Source organism: Kitasatospora sp. NPDC022856 (assembly GCF_055561235.1).
Genome location: NZ_JBVHHE010000001.1, coordinates 1 through 23,483, shown reverse-complemented (window position 1 = coordinate 23,483; position 23,483 = coordinate 1). Strand labels below are relative to the sequence as shown.

The following is a 23,483-nucleotide window of genomic DNA, read 5'->3' as shown; positions in this document are numbered from 1 at the left end:
GATGGTCAGCGGGCCGTGCCCACCAGGCCCCGGTTGCGCAGCACCCGGCGCTCCAGCGGGGCGAAGAGCAGGAGGTCGATGGCGATGCCGACGAACAGGACGAGGATGATGCCGAGGAGGACGCCGGACATGCTGGCCGACTCCCGCTGGTTCTCCAGGAACCGGCCCAGGCCCAGGCCCAGGTCGGGGGAGGACGCGACGAGTTCGGCGGCCATCAGCGAGCGCCAGGAGAACGCCCAGCCCTGCTTGAGGCCGGCCAGGTAACCGGGGAGGGCGGCCGGCAGCAGGATGTGGCGGGCGTTCGACAGGCCGGTGGCGCCCAGGGTGCGGCCGGCCCGGAGGAACAGCGGCGGCACCTGGTCGATGCCGGCCACCAGGCCGTTGGCGATGGAGGGGACGGCGCCGAGCAGGATGACGGCGTACATCATCGAATCGTTGATGCCGAGCCAGATGACGGCGGCGGGCACCCAGGCGACCGAGGGCAGCGACTGCAGGCCGGAGAGCACCGGGCCGAGCGCGGCCCGGACCGGCTTGACCCGGGCGACCAGCAGACCGATCGGGGTGCCGATCACGACCGCGATCAGGAAGCCCGAGATACCGCGCCAGACGCTCGTCCAGATGATGCTGAACAGCGTCCCGGCCTCCCAGAGCTCGACCAGCGAGCGCCAGACGTCGGCCGGGCTGGGCAGCTTGTAGGAGGAGGTCAGTTCGAGGCTGTAGGCGCCCTGCCAGAGCGCCAGCACGAGCAGCAGCCCGAGCAGCGGCGGCAGCGCCTTAGTCCGCAGGATCTCGCCGAGCGGCACGCGCCGCACCTGGACGGCGTCCAGCGCGTCCAGGCCGGCGCCGACGTCGGCGATGTCCGCCGGCCGGTCCTTGGCCAGGGTGGTGGTGCTGTCAGTGCTGGCCATGGCGGCGGATCTCCCCACGCAGTTCTTCGGTGATCTCGATGGACAGGTCGGCGACGCCGGCGGACTCGATCCGGCGCGGCTGCGGCAGGTCGATCCGCCACTCGCGGGCGACCCGGCCGGGGCGCGAGGAGAGCAGCACCACGCGCTGGGCGAGCCGGACGGCCTCCCGCACGTTGTGCGTGACGAACAGGACGGAGAGCTTGTGCTCGGCCCAGATCCGGGTGATCTCGTCGTGCAGCACGTCCCGGGTGATGGCGTCGAGCGCGGCGAACGGCTCGTCCATCAGCAGGACCGAGGCGCCCTGGGCGAGCGCGCGGGCCAGTGCGACGCGCTGGCGCATGCCGCCGGAGAGCTCGTGCACGCGCTTGCCGTAGGAGCCGCCCAGCCGGACGAGTTCGAGCAGCCGCTCTGCCTCGGGGCGGCGCTCGGGGCGGGGCACGCCGGCGAGCTTGAGCGCGAGTTCGATGTTCTTGCCGGCGGTGAGCCAGGGGAAGAGCGCGTGCTCCTGGAACATCAGCGCGGGGCGTCCGCCGGTCACCTCGATCGAGCCCGCGGTGGGCTTGTCGAGGCCGGCGACCAGGTTGAGCAGGGTGGACTTTCCGCAGCCCGAGGCGCCGAGCAGCGTGACGAACTCGCCGGGCGCGACATCGAGCGTGATGTCGTCCAGGACGTGCGTGGCGGCACCCGGGCGGCCGAAGGACTTGTGCACGTGCGAGATCCGGACGGCGGGCGAGCCGCCGCGGGTGTCGACGCCGACGGCGTCGTCCGAGGTGGTCAGTGCCGGGGTCATCCGGGCACCTCCTGCATCTGGGGGCAGCTCCCGGCCGGGGCCGGGGGCGGTCATGGGCCCCTCCTGCCGGTCGGCGGGCGAGGAGGGCGGGTGGCGAAGGAATCGGGGCCGGGGTCCGGCCCCGCCCGTCCCGTGTGCTCTGGGGGCATCGATCGGGCATCGACCGGGCGGGCGGGGAACCGGACCTCGGGGCTTGGGTGCGGCGGGGCTTCCGTGCGCCGCGGGTGGCGCGGGTGCCGCGCGGTGCTACTTGGCGCCGAGCCCGGCGTCCGCCACGGGAGCCTGGCCCTTCTCCTTGAGCACCTTGTTGAGCAGCGTGAGGTCGTAGATCCCGGCCAGGTTCGGCTTCTTGAGCAGGCCGGCGGTGACGGCGTGGTCGGCCTCGGCCTGGAGGGTGCCGGCCAGCGGGTCGTCCAGGAAGTCGATGTCGGCCCAGGCCGGGTCGAGGATCTCGGCCGGCAGGGCGTTGCCGGCCTCCTTCTTGATGGCGGCGTTGGCGTCGGCCTTGGCCTTGTCGGAGTTGGCCTTGATGAAGGTGTTGGTGTTCACCGAGCCGCGCAGCACGGCCTCCACCACGTCGGCGTGCTCCTTGAGGAACTTCTGCGAGACGATGATGTTGGTGATCACGAACTTCTTGTCCGGCCAGACGTCCTTCTCGTTGAGCAGGACCTTCGCACCGAGGGTGACCAGCTTGGACGCGGTCGGCTCGGGCACCCAGGCGCCGTCGATCGAGCCGGAGCTGTAGGCGTCCGGGGTGACCTTGTTGTCGGTCCGCACCACCGAGACGTCGCCGGCGCCGGTGTCGGGGTTGACCTTCAGCCCCTTGCCCGCCAGGTAGTTGAGCAGCGCCACGTCCTGGGTGTTGCCGCGCTGGGGGGTGGCGATCTTCTTGCCCTTGAGGTCGTCCAGGCTCTGGATCTTCTCGGGGTTGACCACCAGCTTGACGCCGCCGGAGGCCGAACCGCTGATGATCTTCAGTGACTCGCCGTTGGACTGGCTGTAGCCGTTGATCGCGGGGGAGGGGCCGATCCAGCCGATGTCGATGGAGCCGGCGTTCAGCGCCTCGATCTCGGCCGGACCGGCGTTGAAGACCTGGGTCTTGATCTGGGTGGCCCCGAGCTCCTTCTGGAAGAGGCCCTCCTGGAGCCCGACCAGCGGGGTGCCGTGGGTCAGGTTGGCGAAGTAGCCGATCTTGACCGTGTCGGCGGAGAGCTTCACACCGGAGGCGGAACCGCCGGCGGCGGCCGCGGCGGGCTTGTCGTCCTCGCTCTTCGAGCCGTAGCCGCAGGCGGAGAGCAGGGCCACCGCGGTGAGGCCGGCGACGGCGGCCGCGGCGGAGCGTCTGATCCGGCCGGCGGCCGGGTGTGTCGGCCGATCGGGGAAGGTGGCGGGCGCGAGTGCGTGGTTCGGTGCCATGGGCGAAGTCCTGTTCACGGGCGGACCGTCGCGGGGACGGTCCCGGGCGGGAAGGGGCGGGTCGTGCTCGCGGCATCGGGGGATGCCGGGCAAGCCGGGTCGGTGCGCTGCACCAGCTGTGGGGTGGGACAGCGGCCGGCCCGGTGACAGGGCTCCGGTCAGCCCTGTCGGCCCGCACATCGGGTCAGGCCGCCCTGGCCGCTGCCGAGGACGCCGCTGCCGATGCGGCCGCCTTCCTTGTCCATGCCCGAGAACGCCTCGCGGGGCATCAGACCCAGTCCTCCTCGTCGGGTGCGCCGGACGCGTCGGGGCGCACGGTGTCGAAGGCCTCGCCCGCCATGCCGGCGGTGAGGGTGGTGCCGTCGGCCGGGTCGATCAGCAGGAACGAACCGGTCCGGCGGTTCACGCGGTAGTCGTCGAGGGCCAGCGGCTCGGCGGTGCGCAGCACCACGTGGCCGATGTCGTTGACCTCCAGCCCCTGGGCGCCGGAGCGCTGTTCGAGGCTGTCGATGTCGATGCGGTAGGAGATCGCCTTGACCAGCGCGCGCACGGTGCGGGTGGTGTGCTTGAGCAGCACCTTGTCACCGGCGCGCAGCGGGCGCTCACTGAGGTGGCTGACGGTGGCCTCGATGTCCTTGGTGGGCACCGGGACCGGGCCGGCCGCGATCAGGTCGCCGCGGGAGACGTCGATGTCGTCGGCGAGGCGGACGGTCACCGACTGGGGGGCCCAGGCGAGGTCGGTCTCCGCGCCGAGCGCGTCGATGCCGGCGACGGTGGTGGTGTGGCCCGAGGGCAGCACCGTCACCGGGTCGCCGACCCGCAGCACGCCGGAGGCCAACTGGCCCGCGTAGCCGCGGTAGTCGGGGTGCTCGTCGCTCTGCGGGCGGATCACGTACTGGACCGGGAAGCGGGCCGGCTCGACGCTCGGGTCGCTGCCGACCGGCACCGTCTCCAGGTGCTCCAGCAGGGTGGGGCCGCCGTACCAGTCCATGTGGGCGGACGGCTCGACCACGTTGTCCCCGGCGAGGGCGGAGATCGGGACCGCGACCACGTCCCGGACGCCGAGCGAGGCGGCGTAGGCGGTGAACTCCTCGGCGATGGCGGCGAAGACGGGCTCCGCGTACTCGACGAGGTCCATCTTGTTGACGGCCAGCACCACGTGCGGCACCCGCAGCAGCGCGGCGACGGCGGCGTGCCGGCGGGTCTGCTCGACCACGCCGTTGCGGGCGTCCACCAGGACGACGGCGAGTTCGGCGGTGGAGGCGCCGGTCACCATGTTGCGGGTGTACTGCACGTGCCCGGGGGTGTCGGCGAGGATGAACCGCCGGCGGGGGGTGGCGAAGTAGCGGTACGCGACGTCGATGGTGATGCCCTGCTCGCGCTCGGCGCGCAGGCCGTCGGTGAGCAGTGCGAGGTCGGGCGCTTCCTGGCCGCGGCTCAGGGAGGCGCGCTCGACGGCCTCCAGCTGGTCGGCGAGCACCGACTTGGAGTCGTGCAGCAGCCGGCCGACCAGGGTGGACTTGCCGTCGTCGACGGAGCCGGCGGTGGCGAAGCGCAGCAGGGCGGTGGCGCTGGTCCGGGTGGTGGTGCTCATTTAGAAGTATCCCTCGCGCTTGCGGTCTTCCATCGCGGCCTCGGAAAGCTTGTCGTCGGCCCGGGTGGCGCCGCGTTCGGTGAGGCGGCTGGCGGCGATCTCGGCGATCACGGCCCCGATGTCGGCGGCGTCGGAGTCGACGGCGCCGGTGCAGGACATGTCGCCGACCGTGCGGTAGCGGATCAGGCGCCGCTCGACCGGCTCGTGCTCCTTGGGGCCGCCCCACTCGCCCGCGGTCAGCCACATGCCGCTGCGGGAGAAGACGTCGCGCTCGTGCGCGTAGTAGATCGCCGGGAGCTCGATGCCCTCGCGCTCGATGTACTGCCAGACGTCCAGCTCGGTCCAGTTGGAGAGCGGGAAGACGCGCACGTGCTCGCCGACCGCGTGCCGGCCGTTGTACAGCGACCAGAGTTCGGGGCGCTGGCGGCGCGGGTCCCAGGCGCCGAACTCGTCGCGCAGGGAGAAGACGCGCTCCTTGGCGCGGGCCTTCTCCTCGTCGCGGCGGCCGCCGCCGAAGACGGCGTCGAAGCGGTTGCGCTCGATGGCGTCCAGCAGCGGGACGGTCTGCAGCGGGTTGCGGGTGCCGTCGGGGCGCTCGCGCAGCCGGCCGTCGTCGATGAAGTCCTGGACGTGGGCGACGTGCAGGCGCAGGTTGTGCTCGGCCGCCACCCGGTCGCGGTACTCGATGACCTCGGGGAAGTTGTGGCCGGTGTCGACGTGCAGCAGCGAGAACGGGACGGCGGCCGGCCAGAAGGCCTTGAGCGCCAGGTGCAGCATGACGATGGAGTCCTTGCCGCCGGAGAACAGGATCACCGGGCGCTCGAACTCCCCCGCGACCTCGCGGAAGATGTGCACCGACTCGGCCTCCAGCGCGTCCAGGTGGGACAGCGCGAAGCCGCTCTCTTCGGTGTGGACCAGGCTGTCGGTCGCGGTGGTCACGCGAGGCCCCTCTCGGTCAGGAAGGCGTGGAGTTCGGCGGCGGTCTCGGCCACCTCGCGGCCCTGGGTCTGGAGCCGCAGCTCCGGGTCCACGGGGGCCTCGTACGGGTCGTCGACGCCGGTCAGGCCGGAGAGCTCGCCGGCCGCCTGCTTGGCGTACAGGCCCTTGACGTCGCGCTCGGCGCAGAGCTCGACGGGGGTGGCGACGTGGATCTCCAGGAAGCCGGTGCCGTGGGCGGCGTGCCGCTCGCGGACCGCCGCCCGGGAGTCCGCGTAGGGGGCGATCACCGGGGCGAGCACCTTGACGCCGTTGGCGGCGAGCTTCTCGGCGACGAAGCCGATCCGGGTGACGTTGGTGTGCCGGTCCTCCCGGGTGAAGCCGAGGCCCTTGGAGAGGAACTCGCGGATCTCGTCGCCGTCCAGGACCTCGACCTTGTGGCCCTCGGCCCGCAGCCGCTCGGCCAGGGCGAAGGCGAGCGTGGTCTTGCCCGCACTCGGGAGCCCGGTCAGCCACACGGTGGCGCCGCGCTCGCAGGGGGCGGCCGCGGGGGCCGCCTCCGCGGCTCCGTCGGCGGCCAGGGTGGTGGCTGTGCTCACGGTGGGTTCTCCAGACGGGTAGTGACGGTGGATCGGTGGTGGGGCGGTGGGTCGCTCAGAGGTGGATGCCGCACTCGGTCTTGCCGGAGCCGGACCAGCGGCCGGACCTGGCGTCCTCGCCCTCCTCGGGCTTGCGGGTGCACGACAGCGGCGAGCAGCCGACCGACGTGTAGCCCTCCCACAGCAGCGGGTTGAGCAGGACGCCGTTGGCGTTGACGTAGGCGTCCACGTCCTCCTGCGTCCAGCGGGCGATCGGGGCGATCTTGACCTTGCGGCGCTTGGCGTCCCAGGCGACCACCGGGGTGCCGGCCCGGGTGGGCGACTCGTCGCGGCGCAGCCCGGTGGCCCAGGCGTCGTAGCCGCCGAGGCCGCGGTTCAGCGGCTCGACCTTGCGCAGCGAGCAGCAGAGGTCCGGGTCGCGGTCGTGCAGGGCGGGCCCGTACTGGGCGTCCTGCTCGGCGACCGTCTGCAGCGGCTTGAGGGTGATGAGGTTGACCGGCATCACCGCGGCCACCGCGTCCCTGGTCCCGATGGTCTCGGGGAAGTGGTAGCCGGTGTCCAGGAAGACCACGTCCACGCCGGGGAAGACCGAGGAGGCGAGGTGGGCGACGACCGCGTCCTCCATCGAGGAGGTGACGCAGAACCGCGCGCCGAAGGTGTCGGCGGCCCAGGCCAGGATCTCCTGGGGGGTCGCCTCCTCCAGCTCGCGGCCGGCGGCGGTCGCGATCGCCTCGTAGTCAGTCGTCGTGCCGGTCATGTGACGTACCCCCGTCGGTCGCCGTGGTCCTGTCGGGTGCCGAGAGCAGGCCGAGGAACTTCAACTGGAAGGCCCGGCGGCAGCCGTGGCACTCCCAGGCGCCGTGCCCGGCCTCGGAGGGGCGCAGGTCCTCGTCGCCGCAGTACGGGCAGAAGAACGGTGCCGCCCGCTCACTCATTGCCCACCTCGCTGCGCTCGGCGTCCGCTTCGCGAGACACGCCCCTGCCCCGTGATTCGCTCGCTGCGCTCACTCATGACAGCTGCTCCTCGCTGGCGCGGGCGGCCCACTGGGCGAAGCGCTCGCCCTCGGCGCGGTCGGCCTGGTAGCGCGTCAGCACCCGCTCGACGTAGTCCGGCAGGCCGTCCTTGGTGACCTTGAGGCCGCGGACCTTGCGGCCGAAGCCGGCCTCCAGGCCGAGCGCGCCGCCCAGGTGCACCTGGTAGCCCTCGACCTGCCGGCCGTCGGCGTCGGTCACCAGCTGGCCCTTGAGGCCGATGTCGGCGACCTGGATGCGGGCGCAGGCGTTCGGGCAGCCGTTGATGTTGATGGTCAGCGGCTCCTCGAAGTCCGGCAGGCGCTTCTCCAGCTCGTCGATGAGCGTGCGGCCGCGCTCCTTGGTCTCGACGATGGCGAGCTTGCAGTACTCGATGCCGGTGCAGGCCATGGTGCCGCGGCGGAAGGGCGAGGGGGTGACCCGCAGGTCCAGCGCCTCCAGGCCGGCCACCAGCGACTCGACCCGGTCCTCGGCGATGTCGAGGACGAGCATCTTCTGCTCGGCGGTGGTGCGCAGCCGGTCGCTGCCGTGGGCGGCGGCGAGGTCGGCGATCCGCCCGAGCAGGGCGCCGTCGACCCGGCCGACCCGCGGCGCGAAGCCGACGTAGTAGTTGCCGTCCTTCTGCCGGTGCACGCCGACGTGGTCGCGCCAGCGGCCGGCGGGCTCCTTCGGCGCGGGGCCGTCCACCAGCTGGTACTTGAGGTACTCGTCCTCCAGGACCTGGCGGAACTTCTGCACGCCCCAGTCGGCGACCAGGAACTTCAGCCGGGCGCGGTTGCGCAGCCGGCGGTAGCCGTAGTCGCGGAAGATGCCGATGACGCCGCCGTAGACGTCCGCGACCTCGTCGAGCGGGACCCAGGCGCCCAGGCGGACGCCGAGCTTGGGGTTGGTGGAGAGGCCGCCGCCGACCCAGAGGTCGAAGCCGGGGCCGTGTTCGGGGTGCTCGACGCCGACGAAGGCGACGTCGTTGATCTCGTGCGCGACGTCCAGCAGCGGGGAGCCGGAGACGGCGGACTTGAACTTGCGCGGCAGGTTGGAGAAGTCCTTGTTGCCGATGAAGCGGCGCTGGATCTCCTCGATGGCGGAGGTGCCGTCGATGATCTCGTCCTCGGCGATGCCGGCCACCGGGGAGCCGAGGATGACGCGCGGGGTGTCGCCGCAGGCCTCGGTGGTGGACAGGCCGACGGCCTCCAGCTTCTGCCAGATCGCGGGGACGTCCTCGATCCGGATCCAGTGGTACTGGACGTTCTGCCGGTCGGTCAGGTCGGCGGTGTTCCGGCCGTAGAGCTCGGAGACCTCGGCGATCGCCTTGAGCTGGGCGACGGTCAGCCGGCCGCCGTCGATGCGGACGCGGAGCATGAAGTACTCGGCGTCCAGCTCGTGCGGGTCCAGGATCGCGGTCTTGCCGCCGTCGATGCCTTCCTTGCGCTGGGTGTAGAGGCCCCACCAGCGCATCCGGCCGCGCAGGTCGGCGGGGTCGATCGAGTCGAAGCCGCGCTGCGAGTAGATCGTCTCAATACGTGTCCGCACATTGAGACCGTCGTCGTCCTTCTTGAACTGCTCGTTGGCGTTCAGAGGAGTGAAGTGGCCCATGCCCCACTGGCCCTCACCGCGGTGGCGGGTCACCTTGCGAGGCGCGGCGGGGCGGCGTGCCTCGGCGCGATCGGCCGTCGGCTCGGCGGTCTCGGGGGTGGTGGCCATGGTGAAGTCCTTCGGGGCAGGTGGCTCTGACGCCGGATCGGTCGCTGGGCGTGCTCGGCCGGGCGCTGCTGCTGTGACCTGCGGGTTTCTCAAGGCCGGGAGAGCAGTGACCGTGGCCGGGCGGGCGCCTGCGCATCCGCGTCGGCGGGGATGGCGGGGTGGTGGCGCCGGGTGCGGTGGGTGGCGGCGGGGTGGGGCTCAGATCACCGGACAGATGGCGCTGGACACGCGAAGGAGATCGACGTGGAGTCGACCTACTAGGGTGGTTCCGGCGCTAGGCATGGCAAGAGATTCGCACGGAGCACGACGCGAGGTCCACTAACGTCCGAATGATGGACGCAAAGGTTTCGCATACCGAGATGCCGAGACGTTCCCCCCGCTCCCCGGATCGGACCCTCGTCGAACGGCCCGCGACACGGGAGATCAACGGACCTGCCCCGGCCCGATACCGTTAGCCCTGTGCAAGCAGCAGGCGAAACGACGAGACCGAACCCGGAGCGGCCCTCCCGTCGTCGGGGCAAGGGCTCCCGACGGGCGGCCAAGGCCACCTGGCGCACGACGGCCTGGGCGCTGGTCAGGGACACCACCAACACCTGCGTCGAGTACCGGGTCACCGGGCTCGCGGCGGAGGCGGCGTTCTTCACCCTGCTGTCCATCCCGCCGCTGCTGCTCTGCCTGGCCGGCACCCTCGGCTACCTGGACGACCTCCTCGGCGCGGGCACGATCGACAAGCTGAAGCAGGACATCCTCAAGGCCTCCGGGACGGTCCTCTCGGACTCGTCCATCCAGGACGTGGTGATCCCGCTGCTGGACGAGGTCTTCAAGCACACCCGCCCGGACCTGGTCTCGATCGGCTTCCTGCTCTCGCTCTGGTCCGGGTCCCGGGCGCTGTACATCTTCATCGACACCATCACCGTGATGTACGGGCTCGACGGGAAGCGCGGCATCGTCAAGACCCGGCTGATGTCCCTCGGCCTCTACCTCGGCGCCCTGGTGATCGGCTCCCTGGTCCTGCCGCTGCTGCTGGTCGGGCCCGGGCTGGTCCAGAACACCGTCCAGGACCTCGCGACCGTGGTCAACGCGCTCTACTGGCCGGTCGCGATCCTGTTGCTGATCGTCTTCCTGACCACCCTGTACCACCTGGCCGTACCCGTCTCGACGCCCTGGCGGGAGGACATCCCGGGCGCGCTGGTCGCGCTGGTGGTGCTGGTCTTCTGCAGCGTCGGACTGCGGCTGTACCTGGTCAGCTCGGTCGAGGGCCCCTCGGTGTACGGCTCGCTGGCCGCGCCGGTGGCCGTGCTGCTCTGGATCTTCGTGGTCGCGCTCGCGGTGCTGATCGGCGCCGCGATGAACGCCGCCATAGACCGCCGCTGGCCCACCCTGGAGACCGCCGACGCCCGCGCCGAGAACGAGCGCGCGCAGGAGGAGGCCGCCGCCGCCGTGGTCCGCGAGGTGGCCGCCCGGCGCGCCGCCGAGCGCGCCCGGCGGGCGCGCGAGCTCGGCCTCGCCGAGGGGGCCGAGGAGGAGTACGCCGAGGAGGGGGAGGACGTCGACGTGCCCTCCGAGTACCCCGAGCGCTGGGCCGACGTGCTCGCCGCCGACAACGTCCGGGCCCGGCTCACCAGCCGGAGCGGTCCGCACCACCGGCCGACCCCGCCGCCGCCGGACAGCGACCGGCCGACCGCGCCGCCGCCCGAGCGCACGCTGCCCAGCCACCCGCCGCGGCCGCCGTGGGACCAGCGCTGACGCGCCGCGGCGCCGGGCGGTCGGCGCGGCGCCGGCCGTCGGCGACCGGATCGGCGCAGGTGGAAAAACGGTTGGCAGCGCCGGAGACGGCCGCTACGGTGTGACCAGTTCGGTTTGAGGGGACCGCTGTACCGGTCCACGGAGAAGAGAAGCGAGGTGAGCCTTGTGACCGTCTTTGCCGTCACGGCTGCCCTGGGCAGCGCTCGCACCCACCACCTCTCCCTCCCGGCCGTCGGCTGACGCCGCCTTCGCGCGCGCAGCCGTAGCCCGGCGGGATCACTTTCCTCCCGAAGGGCCCACTGCGTTGTTCAACGCTGCCTCCGTTTCGTCCCTCCTCTCCTCCGATTCCGACTCCTGTGACTTCCCGCTGGCCGACTACGGCTGGACGGCCGAGTCCGAGGAGCTCTTCGCCCCGCTCGCCGAGGCCGGGCTGACGCCCGCCCGGATCGTCCGGGTGGACCGCGGCCAGTGCGACGTCGTCCTGGCCGACCCGTCGACCGGCGAGCCGCGCACCGTCCGGGCCGACACCCGGTCGGTCGGCGACGTCGACATGATCAACTGCCCCTGCACCGGCGACTGGGCGGCCGTGGACCTCGCGGCCCAGCCGATGCCGGCCGTCGCGGCGCTGCTGCCGCGCTCCACCGCGATCATCCGCAAGGTGGCCGGCAAGCGTTCGGACGGCCAGGTGCTGGCGGCCAACGTCGACACCGTCCTGATCGCCGCCTCGCTCGCCGCCGAGCCCGACCTGGGCCGGATCGAGCGCTTCCTGGCCCTGGCCTGGGAGTCCGGCGCCGATCCGGTGGTCGTCCTCACCAAGGCCGACCTGGTGGACGACGCCGACTTCATCCGGGCCGACGTCGAGGCCATCGCCCCCGGCGTCACGGTGCTGGTGGTCAGCGCCGAGACCGGCGAGGGGGTGGACGTGCTGCGCGCCTGCACGCCCGGCACCACCGCCGTGATCGGCCAGTCCGGCGTCGGCAAGTCCACGCTCACCAACGTGCTGGCCGGTGCCGAGGTGATGACCGTTCAGCAGGCCCGGGCGGTCGACCAGAAGGGCCGTCACACCACGACCACCCGCGAGCTGATCCCGCTGCCCGGCGGCGGCGTGCTGATCGACACGCCCGGCCTGCGCGAGGTCGGCCTCTACGGCGGCGAGGGCGTGGCGATGGCCTTCTCCGACATCGAGGAGCTGGCCGAGGGCTGCCGCTTCCACGACTGCGGCCACCACACCGAGCCCGGCTGCGCGGTGCGGGCCGCGCTGGAGGACGGCACGCTCCCGCAGCGGCGGATGGACAGCTACCTCAAGCTCCAGCGCGAGAGCGAGTGGATCGCCTCCCGTTCGGACGCCCGGCTGGCCTCGGCCCGGCTGAAGAAGTGGAAGACCATCACCAAGTCGGTGCGCGCCCGGGGCGTCGTCAAGCGGTGACGGCGGACCGGCGGGGCGGCGGGCGCGCTGCGGCGGCCCGTCGCCCCGCCGGGCGCGTGCCGCTACGCTCGACCGCGTGGACGAGATCGACGGGGTGGAGGTCCTCGCCTTCGTGGACGCCCGGGCCTTCGAGGACTGGCTGGCCGCCAACCACCCGCGCCACGAAGGCGTGTGGATCAGGATGGCCAGACGGAAGTCCGGCATCGCGTCGGTCACCGACGACGAACTGGTCGACATCGGCCTCTGCTACGGCTGGATCTCCGGGCAGCGCCGCGCGCTCGACGAGCGGTACTACCTGCAGAAGTACGTACCGCGCCGGCCCGGGAGCCTCTGGTCGCAGGTGAACGTCGACCGGGTGGCGGCCCTGACGGCCGAGGGCCGGATGCGCGGACCCGGGCTGGCCGAGGTGCGCCGCGCCCAGGCGGACGGCCGGTGGGCGGCGGCCTACGCCTCGCAGCGGGCCGCGACCGTGCCGCCGGAGCTGGCTGCGGCGCTGGAGGCGGACCCGCGGGCCCGGCGGGCGTTCGAGGCACTCGACCGGACGGCGCGCTACCGGCTCGTGCTCCCGCTGCTCCAGGCGCTCACCCCGCGGGCCCGGCGGGACCGGCTCGACCGGGCCCTGCGGCGGCTGACGGGCGACGGCGGCCCGGCGGCGTAGCGGTCGGCGGCCAGTGCGGCGCGACGCCGAGCGGGCGGCGTCGGCGGCCGGTCGGCGGAGTTCCGTCAGCGCAGGAGGTCGGCCACCACGCGGAACCGCTCCAGCACGACGGGAGTGGAGTCGTCGACGGTGAAGCCGGGATCACCCAGCGCCGCCCGCAGCTCCTCGCTGTGCCAGAAGTCCTCGTGGCCCGCGCGCCACGCGGCCACCGTGGTGAAGCCCTCGCCCTCGTCCACGGCGTGCCGCAGGTCGACCTCCGCGAGCGGGACGACCCGGACGTCCGTGGTCTCGGTCACCGCCACCGCCCGGCCGTCCGAGTCGATCACCGCCGAGCGGACGCCCACCCTCGGCAGCGGTTCGTCCTCGTGCTGGTACTCGGCGAGCAGGCCGGTGGTGCTGGTCTTGGCGCCGCTGACGACGGCCGCGACCAGCCGGTCGCGCAGCGGCCCGGGGAAGGCGAACTGCTCCACCCGTAGCGCGGTGACCCGGGGATCGTCCGGGCCGGTGTAGGGCTGCTCGGTCACGGGAGGCTCCTTGTCACCGGGAGAAAGGGTCAGTCGGTCGGGCGGATCGGGTGCCCGGCCCGGCCAGGGTAGCCGCGGGCCCGGCCGCACGGCTCGCGGTTTTCCCGGCGCGGGCGAGCGGCCGGAAAGCCGCTCCGGCGGACCCGCACGCCCATGTCCGATTCCCGCCAGTCCCACCCCGCCGAGTGCCGCAGACTGGACAGCGTGATTGACGACGACATCCGGTACCGAGCCGTGGACAGCAGGGACTCCCGCTTCGACGGCGTCTTCTTCACGGCCGTCACCTCGACCGGCATCTACTGCCGGCCGAGCTGCCCCGCCGTGACCCCCAAGCGCGTCAACTGCACCTTCTACCCCAGTGCCGCCGCCGCCCAGGGCGCGGGCTTCCGCGCCTGCCGGCGCTGCCGCCCCGACGCGGTGCCCGGCTCGCCCGAGTGGAACCACCGCGCCGACCTGGTCGGCCGGGCGATGCGGCTGATCGGCGACGGGATCGTGGACCGGGAGGGCGTCGCCGGTCTGGCCCACCGCCTCGGCTACAGCTCCCGCCAGCTCCAGCGCCAGCTCACCGCCGAACTCGGCGCCGGGCCGATCGCGCTGGCCAGGGCCCGCCGCGCCCAGACCGCCCGGCTGCTGCTGCAGACCACCGAGCTGCCGGTCACCGAGATCGCCTTCGCGGCCGGGTTCGCCTCCGTCCGGCAGTTCAACGACACCGTCCGCGAGGTCTACGACCGCACCCCCAGCGGGCTGCGCGCCGAGGTCGCGGCGGGGCGGCGCACCGCGACCCCGGCCGGCGGGCTCACCCTGCGGCTGGCCTACCGGGGCGCGCTGGACAGCGACCACCTGATCGGCTTCCTGGCCCTGCGCGCCGTGCCCGGGGTGGAGGAGATGGTCCCCGGCCCGCGCCCGGGCCTGCGCACCTACCGCCGCACCCTCACGCTTCCGTACGGCCACGGCATCGCCGAGGTGGACGGGCTGGCGGCCGACGAACCCCGGACCCGCGGCTGGCTGGACTGCCGCCTCTTCCTGACCGACCTGCGGGACCTGCCGACCGCCGTCCAGCGGCTGCGGATCCTGTTCGACCTGGACGCCGACCCGGACGCGGTGGACGGCCGGCTCGGCACCGACCCGGTGCTCGGCGCGCTGGTCCGCGCCCGCCCCGGGCTGCGCTCGCCCGGTCACGTCGACCCGCACGAGCTGGCCGTCCGCGCCGTCCTCGGCCAGCAGGTCACCGTCGGCGCCGCCCGCACCCTGGCCGGCCGGCTCGCCGAGAAGTACGGCGCCGTCCTGCCGGAGCCGAACGGCGGGCTGCGGCTGCTCTTCCCGACCGCCGCCGCCCTGGCGGTGGCCGACCCCGAGGACTTCGCGATGCCGGCCGCCCGCCGCCGGGCGCTCACCGGTCTCTGCGCGGCGCTGGCCGAGGGCGTCGTCCGGCTGGACGGCGGCGTCGACCGGGAGGAGGCGGCGGCGCGGCTGCTCGCCCTCCCCGGCATCGGCCCCTGGACCGTCGGCTACCTGCGGATGCGGGCCCTCGCCGACCCGGACGTCTTCCTGCCGAGCGACGTCGGCGTGCGCCACGGCCTCGTCCGGCTCGGCGCCCCCGGCGACCCGAGATCCGCCGACCGCGCCGCCGAGGCCTGGGCCCCCTGGCGCTCCTACGCCGTCCACCGCCTCTGGGCGGGCGCCGCGAGTGACCTCAGCACTGGAACGGAGAACACCCGAGCATGAGCACCACCGTCTTCACCTTCATGGAGAGCCCCTTCGGCCGGCTGCTGCTCAGCGGCGTCCTGCCGACGGACGGCGGACCGGCCGCGCTGGCCACCGTCACCGTCCCCGGCCAGAAGTACGCGCTGGCCGAGCCCGCCGACCACTGGGTCCACGACCCGGACGCGCTGGTCGAGCCGGTCGCCCAGCTCACCGCCTACTTCGCCGGTGAGCGCACCGCCTTCGACCTCCCACTGGCCCCGGTCGGGACCGACTTCCGCCGGAGCGTCTGGGCGGCACTGGACGGCATCCCGTACGGCGAGACGGTCACCTACGGCCGGCTCGCCGAGCTGGCCGGTGCCTCGCCGAACGCCGTCCGCGCGGTGGGCGGCGCCGTGGGGGCCAACCCGCTGCTGATCGTCCGGCCCTGCCACCGCGTGATCGGGGCCAGCGGCTCCCTCACCGGCTTCGCCGCCGGGGTGGACCGCAAGCGCTGGCTGCTGGAGCTGGAGGGCGGCACGCTGTTCTGAGCCCGGCGGGGACCGGGCCCGGCGTGGTCCCCGCCGGGCCCGGTCCGGTCAGGAGGACCGCCCCGGTCCTTCAGGAGGACCGCTCCGGTCCGTCAGGAGGACGCCAGGACGTGGCGGTCACGGCTCGCGCCGAAGGCCGCGACGGTCTGGGCGACGAGCACGGCGAGCAGCACGACGACCGGCAGCGACCATCCCCCGCTCGCGGAGTGCAGCAGGCCGAGACCGAGCGGGCCGAGGCAGGCGATGAGGTAGCCGATCCCCTGGGCCATGGTCGAGAGCCGGCCGGTGTGGTGAGCGTCGGGCGAGCGGGCGACGATGTAGCCGAGGGCGAGACCGATGGCGAGGCCCTGGCCCAGCCCGAGCGCGGTCATCCAGAGGTAGGCGCCCGACACGGGGGAGGTGAGCAGGCCGACGAAGCCGGTGGCGCACAGCAGGGACGCCGCCAGGGGCGGGACGAAGGCCCGGCGCAGCCGTTGCTGCAGCCAGGGGGCCGCGAAGGACGCGGCCATCCCGGGGAAGCTGGAGAAGGAGAGCATCCAGCCGGCCTCGCTGTCGCTCATGCCGTGGTCCCGCAGGAGCGTCGGCAGCCAGGAGAGGATCGCGTAGTAGCCGAGGGACTGCAGACCCATGTACAGGGTCACCGCCCAGGCGGTCCGGTCGCGCCACAGCGACCCGGGTGCGGCGGTATCGGCTCCTCCCCGCTGCACCGGCTCCGGTCGCCGGCGGTTCGCCGAACGCCGGTCCGGCGCGATTAGTTCGGGAAGCCACGCGAGAGCGGCCATGAGGGCGGGGACCGCCCACAGCGCGAGCACCGGCCGCCAGCCCCAGCCGGTGGCCGACGCCAGCGGGACGACCAGGCCCGCGGCGAGCGCGGCCCCGCCGGACAGGGCCAGGGAGTAGCAGCCGAGCATCAGCCCGGCGCGGCCGGCGAAGTCGTGCTTGATGAGCTGCGGCATGAGGACGTTGCCGACCGCGATCGCCACCCCGGCGATCAGGGTCCCGCCGAACAGGGCGGGCGCTCCCGGGACGGAGCGCAGCACGATGCCGCCGGCCAGCGCGAGCAGCGCGTACCAGAGCAGGTGGTGGGGGCCGAAGCGGCGGGTGAGCCGGGGCGCGAGGAACGCGAACGCCCCGAAGCAGACGACCGGCACCGTCGAGAGGGCTCCGGCGCCGAACGACGAGAGGTGTTCGTCGTGCTCGACCTCCGCGAGGACGGGGGACAGGGACGCGACGGCGATGCGCAGGTTCAGCGCGGCCAGGCTGAACGCGAGAGCGGCTTGTACGGCGCGTGCTCCGGCCGGTCCGGGGAGGGACGGCTGCCGGGACGCCGACGGGTGGGCCGCAGGCGCCTGATGGGTCACTGGGGCCTGATGGGTCACTGGGCTGGTCATGCCGTCCACTCTCGGCCGGAGCCGGCCTGGCGGGCCACCGATAGGATGCCAAGCTATGAGGGAAACACGCCATCTCGATCCTGCGGAACGCGGCCGCATCGCCCTGGCGCACGGGCAGCGGCTGCCCGTCCATGCCCACGACCGCGGTCACCTGGTCTATCCGGCTACCGGAGTGCTGTCCGTGACCACCGTCGGGGGCACGTGGATCGCCCCGCCGACCCGGGTGGCGTGGACTCCCGCGGCCTTCGAGCACCACCACACCGCGCACGGCAACGCGGACATGCGGATTCTGTTCCTGGTCGACGCGCTCGCCGCACGGCTGCCCGCGCGTCCGGCCGTGCTCAGCGTCTCCGGGCTCGCCCGCGAAGCCCTGCTCGCCCTCACGGCCGAGGAGGCTGCCGCCGGCGGGCGGGAGCCGGAGGCGGTCGACCGGCTGCACGCCGTCGTCGTCGACGAGCTCGCCCTGGCGCCCGAGCAGCCGCTGCACCTGCCCGAGCCGGCCGACGACCGGCTCCGGGCGCTGACCGGCATCCTCTACGCCGACCCGGCCAACCAGCAGACGCTCGCCGAGCTCGGGACGCGGGTCGGGGCGAGTGAGCGCACGCTCAGCCGGCTCTTCGGGCAGGAGCTGCGGATGAGTTTCCACCAGTGGCGCACTCAGCTCCGCGTCCACCACGCGCTCACCCGGCTCGCCGCGGGGAAGTCCGTCACCGAGACCGCTCTCGCCTGCGGCTGGGCCAATCCGACGACCTTCATCGAGGCTTTCGCCGCTCTCGTCGGCGAGACCCCCGGCCGTTACCGCACCCGTCAACTCCCCGGCGGGCGTGGCTAGGCGGGGTCCGCGCGGAGGTCCACCCGCCAGTCGTTGCTGCGCATGGGGCGCCCGGGCGGGAACTCGAAGGCGGTCTCGCCGAGGAGGGTGAAGCCGGCCTTGCGGCAGACGGCGTTCGAGGCGGGGTTGGCCACGTCGGGGAAGGCGTGCAGATGGGGGTGGCGGGCCTCGCGGCGGGCCGCGGCGACGGCGGCCCTGGTGGCGGCCACCGCGATGCCCCGGCCCTGGTGGGCGGGCAGGACGTTCCAGCCCATCTCGTGGACGGTCGCGCCCTGCCACGTCCGGGTGCCGTAGCCGACGGTGCCGACCGGCTCGCCGCCGGGGAGCAGCACGATGCGGTACATGCAGCCGACGCCGGAGGGGACGAAGTCGAGGTAGCGGCGGTGCCGGTGGAGGAGTTGCCGCTCCGTCTCCGGGCCGCCGACGTGCCGCTTCATCTCCGGGGCGTTGACCTGGCGGAGCAGCGCCAGATCGGCGTCCGTCCAGGGCTCGATCCGTATCCGTGCGGCGTCCGCCCGAGTGCTCTCCATCCACGGACGGTAGCCGCCGCCGGGCCCGCTCGTCACCCGACTATTCGGGCCCGGTCGGTTGCTCGGGCGCACCCGGGTCGGCCAGCGCGCGGGCGAGCCGGTCGAGGGCGGGGAGCGCCTGCATGACGGCCTCGCGGTCGGCGGCGGTCAGGGTGGCGAGGGCGGTGGCGATGCGGCGCTCGTGGGCGTGCCGCCAGTCGTCCAGCTGGCGCAGGCCCGCCGGGGTGAGCGCGATCCGGGCGGTCCGGCGGTCGCCGGGATCGGCCTGGCGGTCGACGAAGCCGGCCTCCAGCAGCTTGCCGACCAGGCCGCTGACGGTGTTCGGGGCCAGCCGCTGGCGGGCGGCGAGTTCGCCGACCCGCAGCGGCGCGGCGGCGAGCGTCTGGAGGAGCTCGACCTGCGCCATCGGCAGGGACTCCCACGGGTACTCGGTGCGGATGCTGCTGCGCAGGGCGCGGCGCAGCCGGGTGACCACGTCGGTCAGCCGCCGGGCGCGTTCGATCGCCGGAGCGGGGAGCTCCGCCGGGATCCCGGGGGCGGCCTGGGTGTCGGCAGGCGCGGCGGCGGGGTCGGGAACGGGGGGTGACGACGGCATGGCGGACAGCGTAGCGCCTGGTGGCGGCCGCGCCGTCGGCCTGATCACCTGCCGAGAAAGGGGTCGATCGCCCACCCCAGGCCGCCCGCCGACCGCCCACCCCAGGCCGCCCGCCGACCGCCCACCCCAGGCCGCCCGCCGACCGCTCACCCCCGACCGCCCGCCGACCGCCCACCCCCGGCCGCCCGCCGGAGGCCGCGGCCGCCGGTCGCGTACCGTCTCGACACCGGGCCGACACCCATCGGTGACCGATCAGCTCGTAGAAGGAACATATCTGTATCCGATATATTTCGCCGTATGAACGCCACCGCCCTCGCCACCAGGCTGCTCGCCGAGCGCCCCCGGCCGCGCGGCATCGCCGGGTGGCGGCACGCCCACTGGCTGGCCGTCGGCACCGTCTGCCTCGGGGCGTTCCTCGGCCAGCTCACCGCCGGCATCACCGCCCTGGTGCTGCCCGCGCTCGGCGGGCACTTCCGGGCCGACTTCGCCGCGGTGGAATGGGTCGCGCTGGCCTATCTGCTGGTGCTGGTGGCCCTGCTGGCCCCGGTCGGCCGGCTCTCCGACCTGGTCGGGCGCAAGACGATGTACCTCGGCGGCTTCGCCGTCTTCGCACTGGCCTCGCTCGGCGCGGGGTTCGCCGGGGGCCTCTGGATCCTGGTGGCCTGCCGGGCCGTGCAGGCGGTCGGCGGCGCGATGATGCAGGCCAACAGCGTCGCCCTCGTGGCCCGCGGCGTCCCCGGCCACGCGATGCGCCGGGCGCTGGGCATCCAGGCGGCCGCCCAGGGCCTCGGCCTGGCGCTCGGGCCCAGCCTCGGCGGGCTGCTGGTCGAACACGCCTCCTGGCGCTGGGTGTTCTGGATCAATGTGCCCATCGGACTGTTCGGCATCCTGGCGGGCTGGTTCCTGCTGCCCCGCACCCGCGCCCGGGCGTGGGTCCCCGGTGTCGCCGACGGCGACGGCGACGGGGGCGGGGGCGGGGGCGCTACCGGGGGCGGCCGGTTCGACCTGTCCGGACTGCTGCTGCTCACCGGAGCCACCACCGCGCTGCTGCTCGCCCTCTCCACCGCCTCCGGCCTGCCCCTGCCCGGCTGGGCCGCGGCGGCCCTGCTGCTCGCCTCGGCGCTGCTCACCCTCGGCCTGGTCCGCCAGGAGCGGCGGGCCGCCCGGCCGATCCTGGCGCCGGGGCTGGTCAACACCCCGGGCGTGCGGTCCGGGCTGGCCGTCGCGCTGATCGGCTATCTGCTGCTGTTCTGCCCGCTGGTGCTCGGCCCGGTGCTGCTCGCCGGGGCGGGCGTCCCGGTGGTCCGGGCCGGTCTGGTGATCACCCTGCTCCCGGCCGCCTTCGCGCTCGCCGCGACCGTCGGCGGCGCGCTGCTGCCGCGGGGCTGGTCGGACGTCGGCCGCTGCCGGTTCGGCGCCGCCGTCGCGGGCGCCGGGCTGCTGCTGCTCGCGCTGCTGCCGGTGGGGGCGGCGACGGCGGCGGGCCCGCTGCTGGTCGCCGGGTACGGGCTGGGGCTGCTGCTGCCGGCCAACAACGCGCTGGTGATGCGGGCGATCCCGCCGCAGTGCTCGGCGGTCGGCGGCGGCATGGTCAACATGGCCCGCAGCCTGGGAACGGCGCTCGGCACCGCGCTGCCCGTCCTCGGTGTCCATCTGGCGGGCGCGGCGTCCGGCGGGCGGACGGTCCTGCTCGCGCTCGCCGCCGTGGCCGTCCTCGCGGTGGCGCTGGTCCGCCCGGCCGGGCGGACGCCGGGGCGGCCGGAGCCGGGCGGGGCCTGACCGGTGGCGCCGCGGAGGGGGCCCGGGGCGCCGGCCCCGTTGACCCGTCATCCCTCGGCCCGGGCCTTGAGGTGGTGCAGCCAGGCGTCCAGCGAGGCGTCCAGCGCCGCCTGGAGTTTCGGCCGGGCGGCCTCCACCGGTGCCCCGGCCCAGGACTCCTCGGTGTGGACGCGCACGCCGTCCCGGACCGGGGTGAAGGTCCAGACGTGCACGGCGGTGATCCCCTGGGCCGGGCCGCCCCAGACGATCCGGTGCGGCGGGCGCACCTCCCGGACGGTGGAGGTGATGTCGCTCAGGCCGTGCACCGACCAGCGGAACACCGAGCCGGTGCGCAGCGGGCCGGGAGTCAGCCACTCGGTGCGGGTGACGTCGGGCTGCCAGGACGGCCAGGCCCCGATGTCCGTCTGGATCCGCCAGATCCGTTCCAGCGGCGCGTGGATGACGATGTCGTAGCGGGTGATCACCGGGGCCCGGTGGTCGATCCGGACGGCGGGCTGCTGCCCGCCGCCTCCGCAGAGTCCGGTGACGACGGCGACGGGCAGGGCGGCGGCCCTGGCGGCGAGGGTGGTGAACACGGTGGGTCTCCTGGTCGGGTGCCTGAGGGGGATGCCTGAGGGGGATGCCTGGGGGGCGGTCGGGCGGGGCCGTGCCTACGGGACGAGGACGACCTTCCCGGCGACGGTGCCGGACTCCGCCAGGCGCATCGCCTCGGCGGCGCGTGCCAGCGGCAGCTCGGCGGCGACCCGGGCCGTGATCTCGCCCCGGTGCAGGGCCGCGAACACCTGGGAGAGGTCGGCGCGCAGGCGGGCCCGGAACCGGTTCGGGGCGAACGCGCGGCCGGCCCAGACGTTGAAGAAGTAGGCGTGGCGCCCGTTGGGCAGCAGGTTCCACAGCCACACCCGGCCGAGCAGCGCGAGCACGGGCAGCTGCTTGGAGCCCTCGGCGTCGCGGGTGGCGGCGCTGCCGTAGGAGACGAGCGTGCCGCCGGGGGCGAGCAGCCGCCAGGAGTCGGTGATGCCGGGGCCGCCGACGTGGTCGAACACGGCGTCCACGCCGCCCGGGGCCAGCTCCCGGACCCGGGCGGGGACATCCTCGCGGCGGTAGTCCACGGGCGTGACGCCGAGGGCCCGCAGGGCGTCGTGGTGGCGGCCCGAGGCGGTGCCGATCACCCGGGCGCCGGCGCCGAGCGCCAGCTGGACCAGCACCGAGCCGACCCCGCCGTTGGCGCCGTGGACCAGGACGGTCTGACCGGCCCGCACCCGGGCCTTGCGGTGCAGCATCTGCCAGGCGGTCAGCCCGTTGACGACCGCCGTCTCGGCCGCCGCCGCGCCGACGCCGTCCGGCACCTCGACGAGGTCCGCGGCGTCCAGCGCGACGTGGCTCGCCCAGCCGCCGGTCTTGGTCATGGCGGCGACCCGACGGCCGACCAGCTCGGGCCCGACGCCGGGGCCGGCCGCCAGGACCGTACCGACCAGGTCGTACCCGGGGACGAAGGGGAACGCCGGCTGGTCGTAGTAGCGGCCGCGCCGCATCTGCTGCTCGGCGAACGAGACCCCGGTGGCCTCCACCCCGACCAGCACCTGACCGGCGGCGGGCACCGGGAGCGGCAGCCCCGAACGGACCTCCAGGCCTTCCGGCTCGACCTTGCCCGGCAGGACGACCTCGACGTACTCGGTGGCAACCATGGTGATCTCCTCTGTGTTTGATGTTATCGCTTCCGTTAGAAGCTATAACTATAATGAATGCCGCCGAGGGTCGTGTCAAGCGAGCGAATCCATCGATCGTGAGCGCCTCTGCCGTGAGTGATACCGTCTAACCCGTGCTGTGGTCCCCGTACCCGGCGGGCGGCCGGGGCGGGCGAGCGGGTGCGGCGACGGACCGATCTCGGGAGGGACCGATCCCGGGACGGGCGGGTCCCGGGGCGAGCGGAATAAGGAGACAGACATGGCCGACAAGGCGCCTACCCCACGCGAGCGGTACCGGCAGCAGGTCCGCGCGGAGGTCAAGGAACGGGCCTGGGAGCAGATCGCCGGGGTGGGCGCGTCCGCGCTCTCACTGAACGCGATCGCCAAGCAGATGGGCCTGAGCGGACCCGCGCTGTACCGGTACTTCGCCAACCGCGACGAGCTGATCACGGAGCTCGTCCGGGACGCCTACCGCAGCCTCGCCGACGCCCTGCTGGCCACCGGCTCCGCCGGGGGCACCCACCCGGCGGACCTGCTGGAGCTGACCCGGACCCTGCGCCGCTGGGCGCTGGCCGACCCGCACCGCTACTTCCTCGTCTACGGCACCCCGGTCCCGGGCTACCACGCTCCCGAGGACACCACCGTGATCGCATCGGAGATCATGTCGACCCTGCTCGACGCCTGTGTCGCCGCCGGTCCGGGGCCGGAGCCGGTGGGGCCGGCCGCCGCGCTCGACGCCTACCTGGAGCACCACCGCCCCTGGGCCGCCGGACACCCCGGCGCCCGCCCGGCCGAGCTGCGCCGCGCGCTCGCCTTCTGGAGCCGCCTGCACGGCACGCTCTCGCTGGAACTGGCGGGCCACTTCACCGGGATGGACCTCGACCCGGAGCTGCTCTACGCCGCCGAGGTGGCCTCCCTCACCCCGTGACGCCCGCCCACCGGGCGGCCCCGTCCGATGGGAGAGACGGCCGGGGGTGAGACGGCCGGGGGGGGGGGGGGGGGGCCCGCCCCCCCCCCCCCCCCGGGGGGGGGGGGGGGCGCTGCCCGCGGCGCCACCCGGGGGGGGGCGCCCGCCGGGGGGCAGTAGGGGGTAAAAAGGGAAAACCCAGG

General features: G+C 74.1%; 24 protein-coding genes. 8 read left to right on the top strand and 16 right to left on the bottom strand.

Features of this window, described 5'->3' with window-relative positions:
* Nucleotides 1–5: 5 nt before the first annotated feature.
* From ACZ34W_RS00120 to ACZ34W_RS00075, 10 genes are all read right to left on the bottom strand, one after another.
* Entirely contained in the window at nucleotides 6–908 is a 903-nt protein-coding gene (locus tag ACZ34W_RS00120; protein WP_329487152.1) for an ABC transporter permease, read from the bottom strand.
* A complete protein-coding gene (locus ACZ34W_RS00115) occupies nucleotides 895–1,698 on the bottom strand; it encodes an ABC transporter ATP-binding protein (RefSeq protein ID WP_329487151.1) in 804 nt (267 codons plus the stop codon). Before ACZ34W_RS00115 ends, ACZ34W_RS00120 begins: the two co-directional genes overlap by 14 nt.
* 246 nt (nucleotides 1,699–1,944) lie before the next feature.
* Entirely contained in the window at nucleotides 1,945–3,114 is a 1,170-nt protein-coding gene (locus tag ACZ34W_RS00110) for an aliphatic sulfonate ABC transporter substrate-binding protein (protein WP_465600189.1), read from the bottom strand.
* 268 nt (nucleotides 3,115–3,382) lie between these two features.
* On the bottom strand, nucleotides 3,383–4,708 hold the full coding sequence (locus ACZ34W_RS00105) for a sulfate adenylyltransferase subunit 1 (RefSeq protein ID WP_352290309.1): 1,326 nt from the start codon (nucleotides 4,706–4,708) through the stop codon (nucleotides 3,383–3,385).
* Complete coding sequence (cysD, locus tag ACZ34W_RS00100; RefSeq protein ID WP_465600185.1) at nucleotides 4,709–5,647, bottom strand: sulfate adenylyltransferase subunit CysD; 939 nt, start codon at nucleotides 5,645–5,647, stop codon at nucleotides 4,709–4,711.
* Entirely contained in the window at nucleotides 5,644–6,225 is a 582-nt protein-coding gene (gene cysC / locus ACZ34W_RS00095; RefSeq protein ID WP_465601119.1) for an adenylyl-sulfate kinase, read from the bottom strand. Before cysC ends, cysD begins: the two co-directional genes overlap by 4 nt.
* Nucleotides 6,226–6,298: 73 nt before the next feature.
* The gene (locus ACZ34W_RS00090; protein ID WP_465600182.1) at nucleotides 6,299–7,000 is read right to left on the bottom strand and encodes a phosphoadenylyl-sulfate reductase; all 702 of its coding nucleotides are present in this window, start codon (nucleotides 6,998–7,000) and stop codon (nucleotides 6,299–6,301) included.
* Nucleotides 6,981–7,178 (bottom strand): hypothetical protein, encoded by a 198-nt coding sequence (locus tag ACZ34W_RS00085; RefSeq protein WP_329487146.1) that lies wholly within the window; start codon nucleotides 7,176–7,178, stop codon nucleotides 6,981–6,983. Before ACZ34W_RS00085 ends, ACZ34W_RS00090 begins: the two co-directional genes overlap by 20 nt.
* Nucleotides 7,179–7,251: 73 nt before the next feature.
* A complete protein-coding gene (locus tag ACZ34W_RS00080; protein WP_329487145.1) occupies nucleotides 7,252–8,976 on the bottom strand; it encodes a nitrite/sulfite reductase in 1,725 nt (574 codons plus the stop codon).
* Between the two features lie 198 nt (nucleotides 8,977–9,174).
* Nucleotides 9,175–9,258, bottom strand: coding sequence for a putative leader peptide (locus tag ACZ34W_RS00075; protein ID WP_329492070.1), 84 nt, complete (start codon nucleotides 9,256–9,258; stop codon nucleotides 9,175–9,177).
* A 177-nt stretch (nucleotides 9,259–9,435) separates the two neighbouring features.
* Here ACZ34W_RS00075 and ACZ34W_RS00070 point away from each other — a divergent pair, with 177 nt between their 5' ends.
* The 3 genes from ACZ34W_RS00070 (at nucleotide 9,436) to ACZ34W_RS00060 (ending at nucleotide 12,806) form a co-directional block, all read left to right on the top strand.
* Entirely contained in the window at nucleotides 9,436–10,722 is a 1,287-nt protein-coding gene (locus ACZ34W_RS00070) for a YihY/virulence factor BrkB family protein (RefSeq protein WP_465600177.1), read from the top strand.
* A 304-nt stretch (nucleotides 10,723–11,026) separates the two neighbouring features.
* A complete protein-coding gene (rsgA, locus tag ACZ34W_RS00065) occupies nucleotides 11,027–12,148 on the top strand; it encodes a ribosome small subunit-dependent GTPase A (protein WP_396486818.1) in 1,122 nt (373 codons plus the stop codon).
* A gap of 76 nt (nucleotides 12,149–12,224) precedes the next feature.
* Nucleotides 12,225–12,806: a YdeI/OmpD-associated family protein gene (locus tag ACZ34W_RS00060; protein WP_465600173.1), complete on the top strand. Its 582-nt coding sequence runs from the start codon at nucleotides 12,225–12,227 to the stop codon at nucleotides 12,804–12,806.
* Between the two features lie 65 nt (nucleotides 12,807–12,871).
* Here the strand turns inward: ACZ34W_RS00060 and ACZ34W_RS00055 are convergent, their stop codons facing one another.
* Complete coding sequence (locus ACZ34W_RS00055; protein ID WP_329492068.1) at nucleotides 12,872–13,276, bottom strand: ASCH domain-containing protein; 405 nt, start codon at nucleotides 13,274–13,276, stop codon at nucleotides 12,872–12,874.
* Nucleotides 13,277–13,534: 258 nt separating this feature from the next.
* On the opposite strand from ACZ34W_RS00055, the gene ACZ34W_RS00050 reads away from it, so the two are divergent.
* Nucleotides 13,535–15,055 (top strand): DNA-3-methyladenine glycosylase 2 family protein, encoded by a 1,521-nt coding sequence (locus ACZ34W_RS00050; protein ID WP_465600170.1) that lies wholly within the window; start codon nucleotides 13,535–13,537, stop codon nucleotides 15,053–15,055.
* Nucleotides 15,052–15,561 carry a methylated-DNA--[protein]-cysteine S-methyltransferase gene (locus ACZ34W_RS00045; RefSeq protein WP_329487141.1) on the top strand — a complete coding sequence of 170 codons (510 nt, stop codon included), beginning with the start codon at nucleotides 15,052–15,054 and terminating at the stop codon, nucleotides 15,559–15,561. Before ACZ34W_RS00050 ends, ACZ34W_RS00045 begins: the two co-directional genes overlap by 4 nt.
* Before the next feature lie 92 nt (nucleotides 15,562–15,653).
* On the opposite strand, the gene ACZ34W_RS00040 is transcribed toward ACZ34W_RS00045, so the two are convergent.
* On the bottom strand, nucleotides 15,654–16,952 hold the full coding sequence (locus ACZ34W_RS00040; protein WP_465600165.1) for a CynX/NimT family MFS transporter: 1,299 nt from the start codon (nucleotides 16,950–16,952) through the stop codon (nucleotides 15,654–15,656).
* A 55-nt stretch (nucleotides 16,953–17,007) separates the two neighbouring features.
* Between ACZ34W_RS00040 and ACZ34W_RS00035 the strand changes: the two genes are divergently transcribed.
* On the top strand, nucleotides 17,008–17,784 hold the full coding sequence (locus tag ACZ34W_RS00035; RefSeq protein ID WP_329487139.1) for an AraC family transcriptional regulator: 777 nt from the start codon (nucleotides 17,008–17,010) through the stop codon (nucleotides 17,782–17,784).
* Here ACZ34W_RS00035 and ACZ34W_RS00030 read toward each other — a convergent pair.
* Nucleotides 17,781–18,314 (bottom strand): GNAT family N-acetyltransferase, encoded by a 534-nt coding sequence (locus ACZ34W_RS00030; RefSeq protein WP_465600161.1) that lies wholly within the window; start codon nucleotides 18,312–18,314, stop codon nucleotides 17,781–17,783. The two genes, ACZ34W_RS00035 and ACZ34W_RS00030, sit on opposite strands and share 4 nt — an antisense overlap.
* Before the next feature lie 40 nt (nucleotides 18,315–18,354).
* On the bottom strand, nucleotides 18,355–18,909 hold the full coding sequence (locus tag ACZ34W_RS00025; RefSeq protein WP_465600158.1) for a MarR family winged helix-turn-helix transcriptional regulator: 555 nt from the start codon (nucleotides 18,907–18,909) through the stop codon (nucleotides 18,355–18,357).
* A gap of 297 nt (nucleotides 18,910–19,206) precedes the next feature.
* On the opposite strand from ACZ34W_RS00025, the gene ACZ34W_RS00020 reads away from it, so the two are divergent.
* A complete protein-coding gene (locus ACZ34W_RS00020; protein WP_465600155.1) occupies nucleotides 19,207–20,688 on the top strand; it encodes an MFS transporter in 1,482 nt (493 codons plus the stop codon).
* 47 nt (nucleotides 20,689–20,735) lie between these two features.
* On the opposite strand, the gene ACZ34W_RS00015 is transcribed toward ACZ34W_RS00020, so the two are convergent.
* On the bottom strand, nucleotides 20,736–21,263 hold the full coding sequence (locus ACZ34W_RS00015; RefSeq protein WP_465600152.1) for an SRPBCC family protein: 528 nt from the start codon (nucleotides 21,261–21,263) through the stop codon (nucleotides 20,736–20,738).
* Between the two features lie 75 nt (nucleotides 21,264–21,338).
* A complete protein-coding gene (locus tag ACZ34W_RS00010; protein ID WP_359834249.1) occupies nucleotides 21,339–22,373 on the bottom strand; it encodes a medium chain dehydrogenase/reductase family protein in 1,035 nt (344 codons plus the stop codon).
* Nucleotides 22,374–22,632: 259 nt separating this feature from the next.
* Between ACZ34W_RS00010 and ACZ34W_RS00005 the strand changes: the two genes are divergently transcribed.
* Nucleotides 22,633–23,301 (top strand): TetR/AcrR family transcriptional regulator, encoded by a 669-nt coding sequence (locus ACZ34W_RS00005; RefSeq protein WP_465600149.1) that lies wholly within the window; start codon nucleotides 22,633–22,635, stop codon nucleotides 23,299–23,301.
* Nucleotides 23,302–23,483 lie beyond the last annotated feature (182 nt).

What these genes read in the sequence shown, in the direction of transcription:
- ACZ34W_RS00120 (WP_329487152.1), bottom strand. Translation starts at nt 908, where the DNA reads ATGGCCAGCACTGACAGCACCACCACCCTGGCCAAGGACCGGCCGGCG.
- ACZ34W_RS00115 (WP_329487151.1), bottom strand. Translation starts at nt 1,698, where the DNA reads ATGACCCCGGCACTGACCACCTCGGACGACGCCGTCGGCGTCGACACC.
- ACZ34W_RS00110 (WP_465600189.1), bottom strand. Translation starts at nt 3,114, where the DNA reads ATGGCACCGAACCACGCACTCGCGCCCGCCACCTTCCCCGATCGGCCG.
- ACZ34W_RS00105 (WP_352290309.1), bottom strand. Translation starts at nt 4,708, where the DNA reads ATGAGCACCACCACCCGGACCAGCGCCACCGCCCTGCTGCGCTTCGCC.
- ACZ34W_RS00090 (WP_465600182.1), bottom strand. Translation starts at nt 7,000, where the DNA reads ATGACCGGCACGACGACTGACTACGAGGCGATCGCGACCGCCGCCGGC.
- ACZ34W_RS00085 (WP_329487146.1), bottom strand. Translation starts at nt 7,178, where the DNA reads ATGAGTGAGCGGGCGGCACCGTTCTTCTGCCCGTACTGCGGCGACGAG.
- ACZ34W_RS00080 (WP_329487145.1), bottom strand. Translation starts at nt 8,976, where the DNA reads ATGGCCACCACCCCCGAGACCGCCGAGCCGACGGCCGATCGCGCCGAG.
- ACZ34W_RS00075 (WP_329492070.1), bottom strand. Translation starts at nt 9,258, where the DNA reads ATGCCTAGCGCCGGAACCACCCTAGTAGGTCGACTCCACGTCGATCTC.
- ACZ34W_RS00045 (WP_329487141.1), top strand. Translation starts at nt 15,052, where the DNA reads ATGAGCACCACCGTCTTCACCTTCATGGAGAGCCCCTTCGGCCGGCTG.
- ACZ34W_RS00040 (WP_465600165.1), bottom strand. Translation starts at nt 16,952, where the DNA reads ATGACCAGCCCAGTGACCCATCAGGCCCCAGTGACCCATCAGGCGCCT.
- ACZ34W_RS00035 (WP_329487139.1), top strand. Translation starts at nt 17,008, where the DNA reads ATGAGGGAAACACGCCATCTCGATCCTGCGGAACGCGGCCGCATCGCC.
- ACZ34W_RS00030 (WP_465600161.1), bottom strand. Translation starts at nt 18,314, where the DNA reads ATGGAGAGCACTCGGGCGGACGCCGCACGGATACGGATCGAGCCCTGG.
- ACZ34W_RS00025 (WP_465600158.1), bottom strand. Translation starts at nt 18,909, where the DNA reads ATGCCGTCGTCACCCCCCGTTCCCGACCCCGCCGCCGCGCCTGCCGAC.
- ACZ34W_RS00020 (WP_465600155.1), top strand. Translation starts at nt 19,207, where the DNA reads ATGAACGCCACCGCCCTCGCCACCAGGCTGCTCGCCGAGCGCCCCCGG.
- ACZ34W_RS00010 (WP_359834249.1), bottom strand. Translation starts at nt 22,373, where the DNA reads ATGGTTGCCACCGAGTACGTCGAGGTCGTCCTGCCGGGCAAGGTCGAG.
- ACZ34W_RS00005 (WP_465600149.1), top strand. Translation starts at nt 22,633, where the DNA reads ATGGCCGACAAGGCGCCTACCCCACGCGAGCGGTACCGGCAGCAGGTC.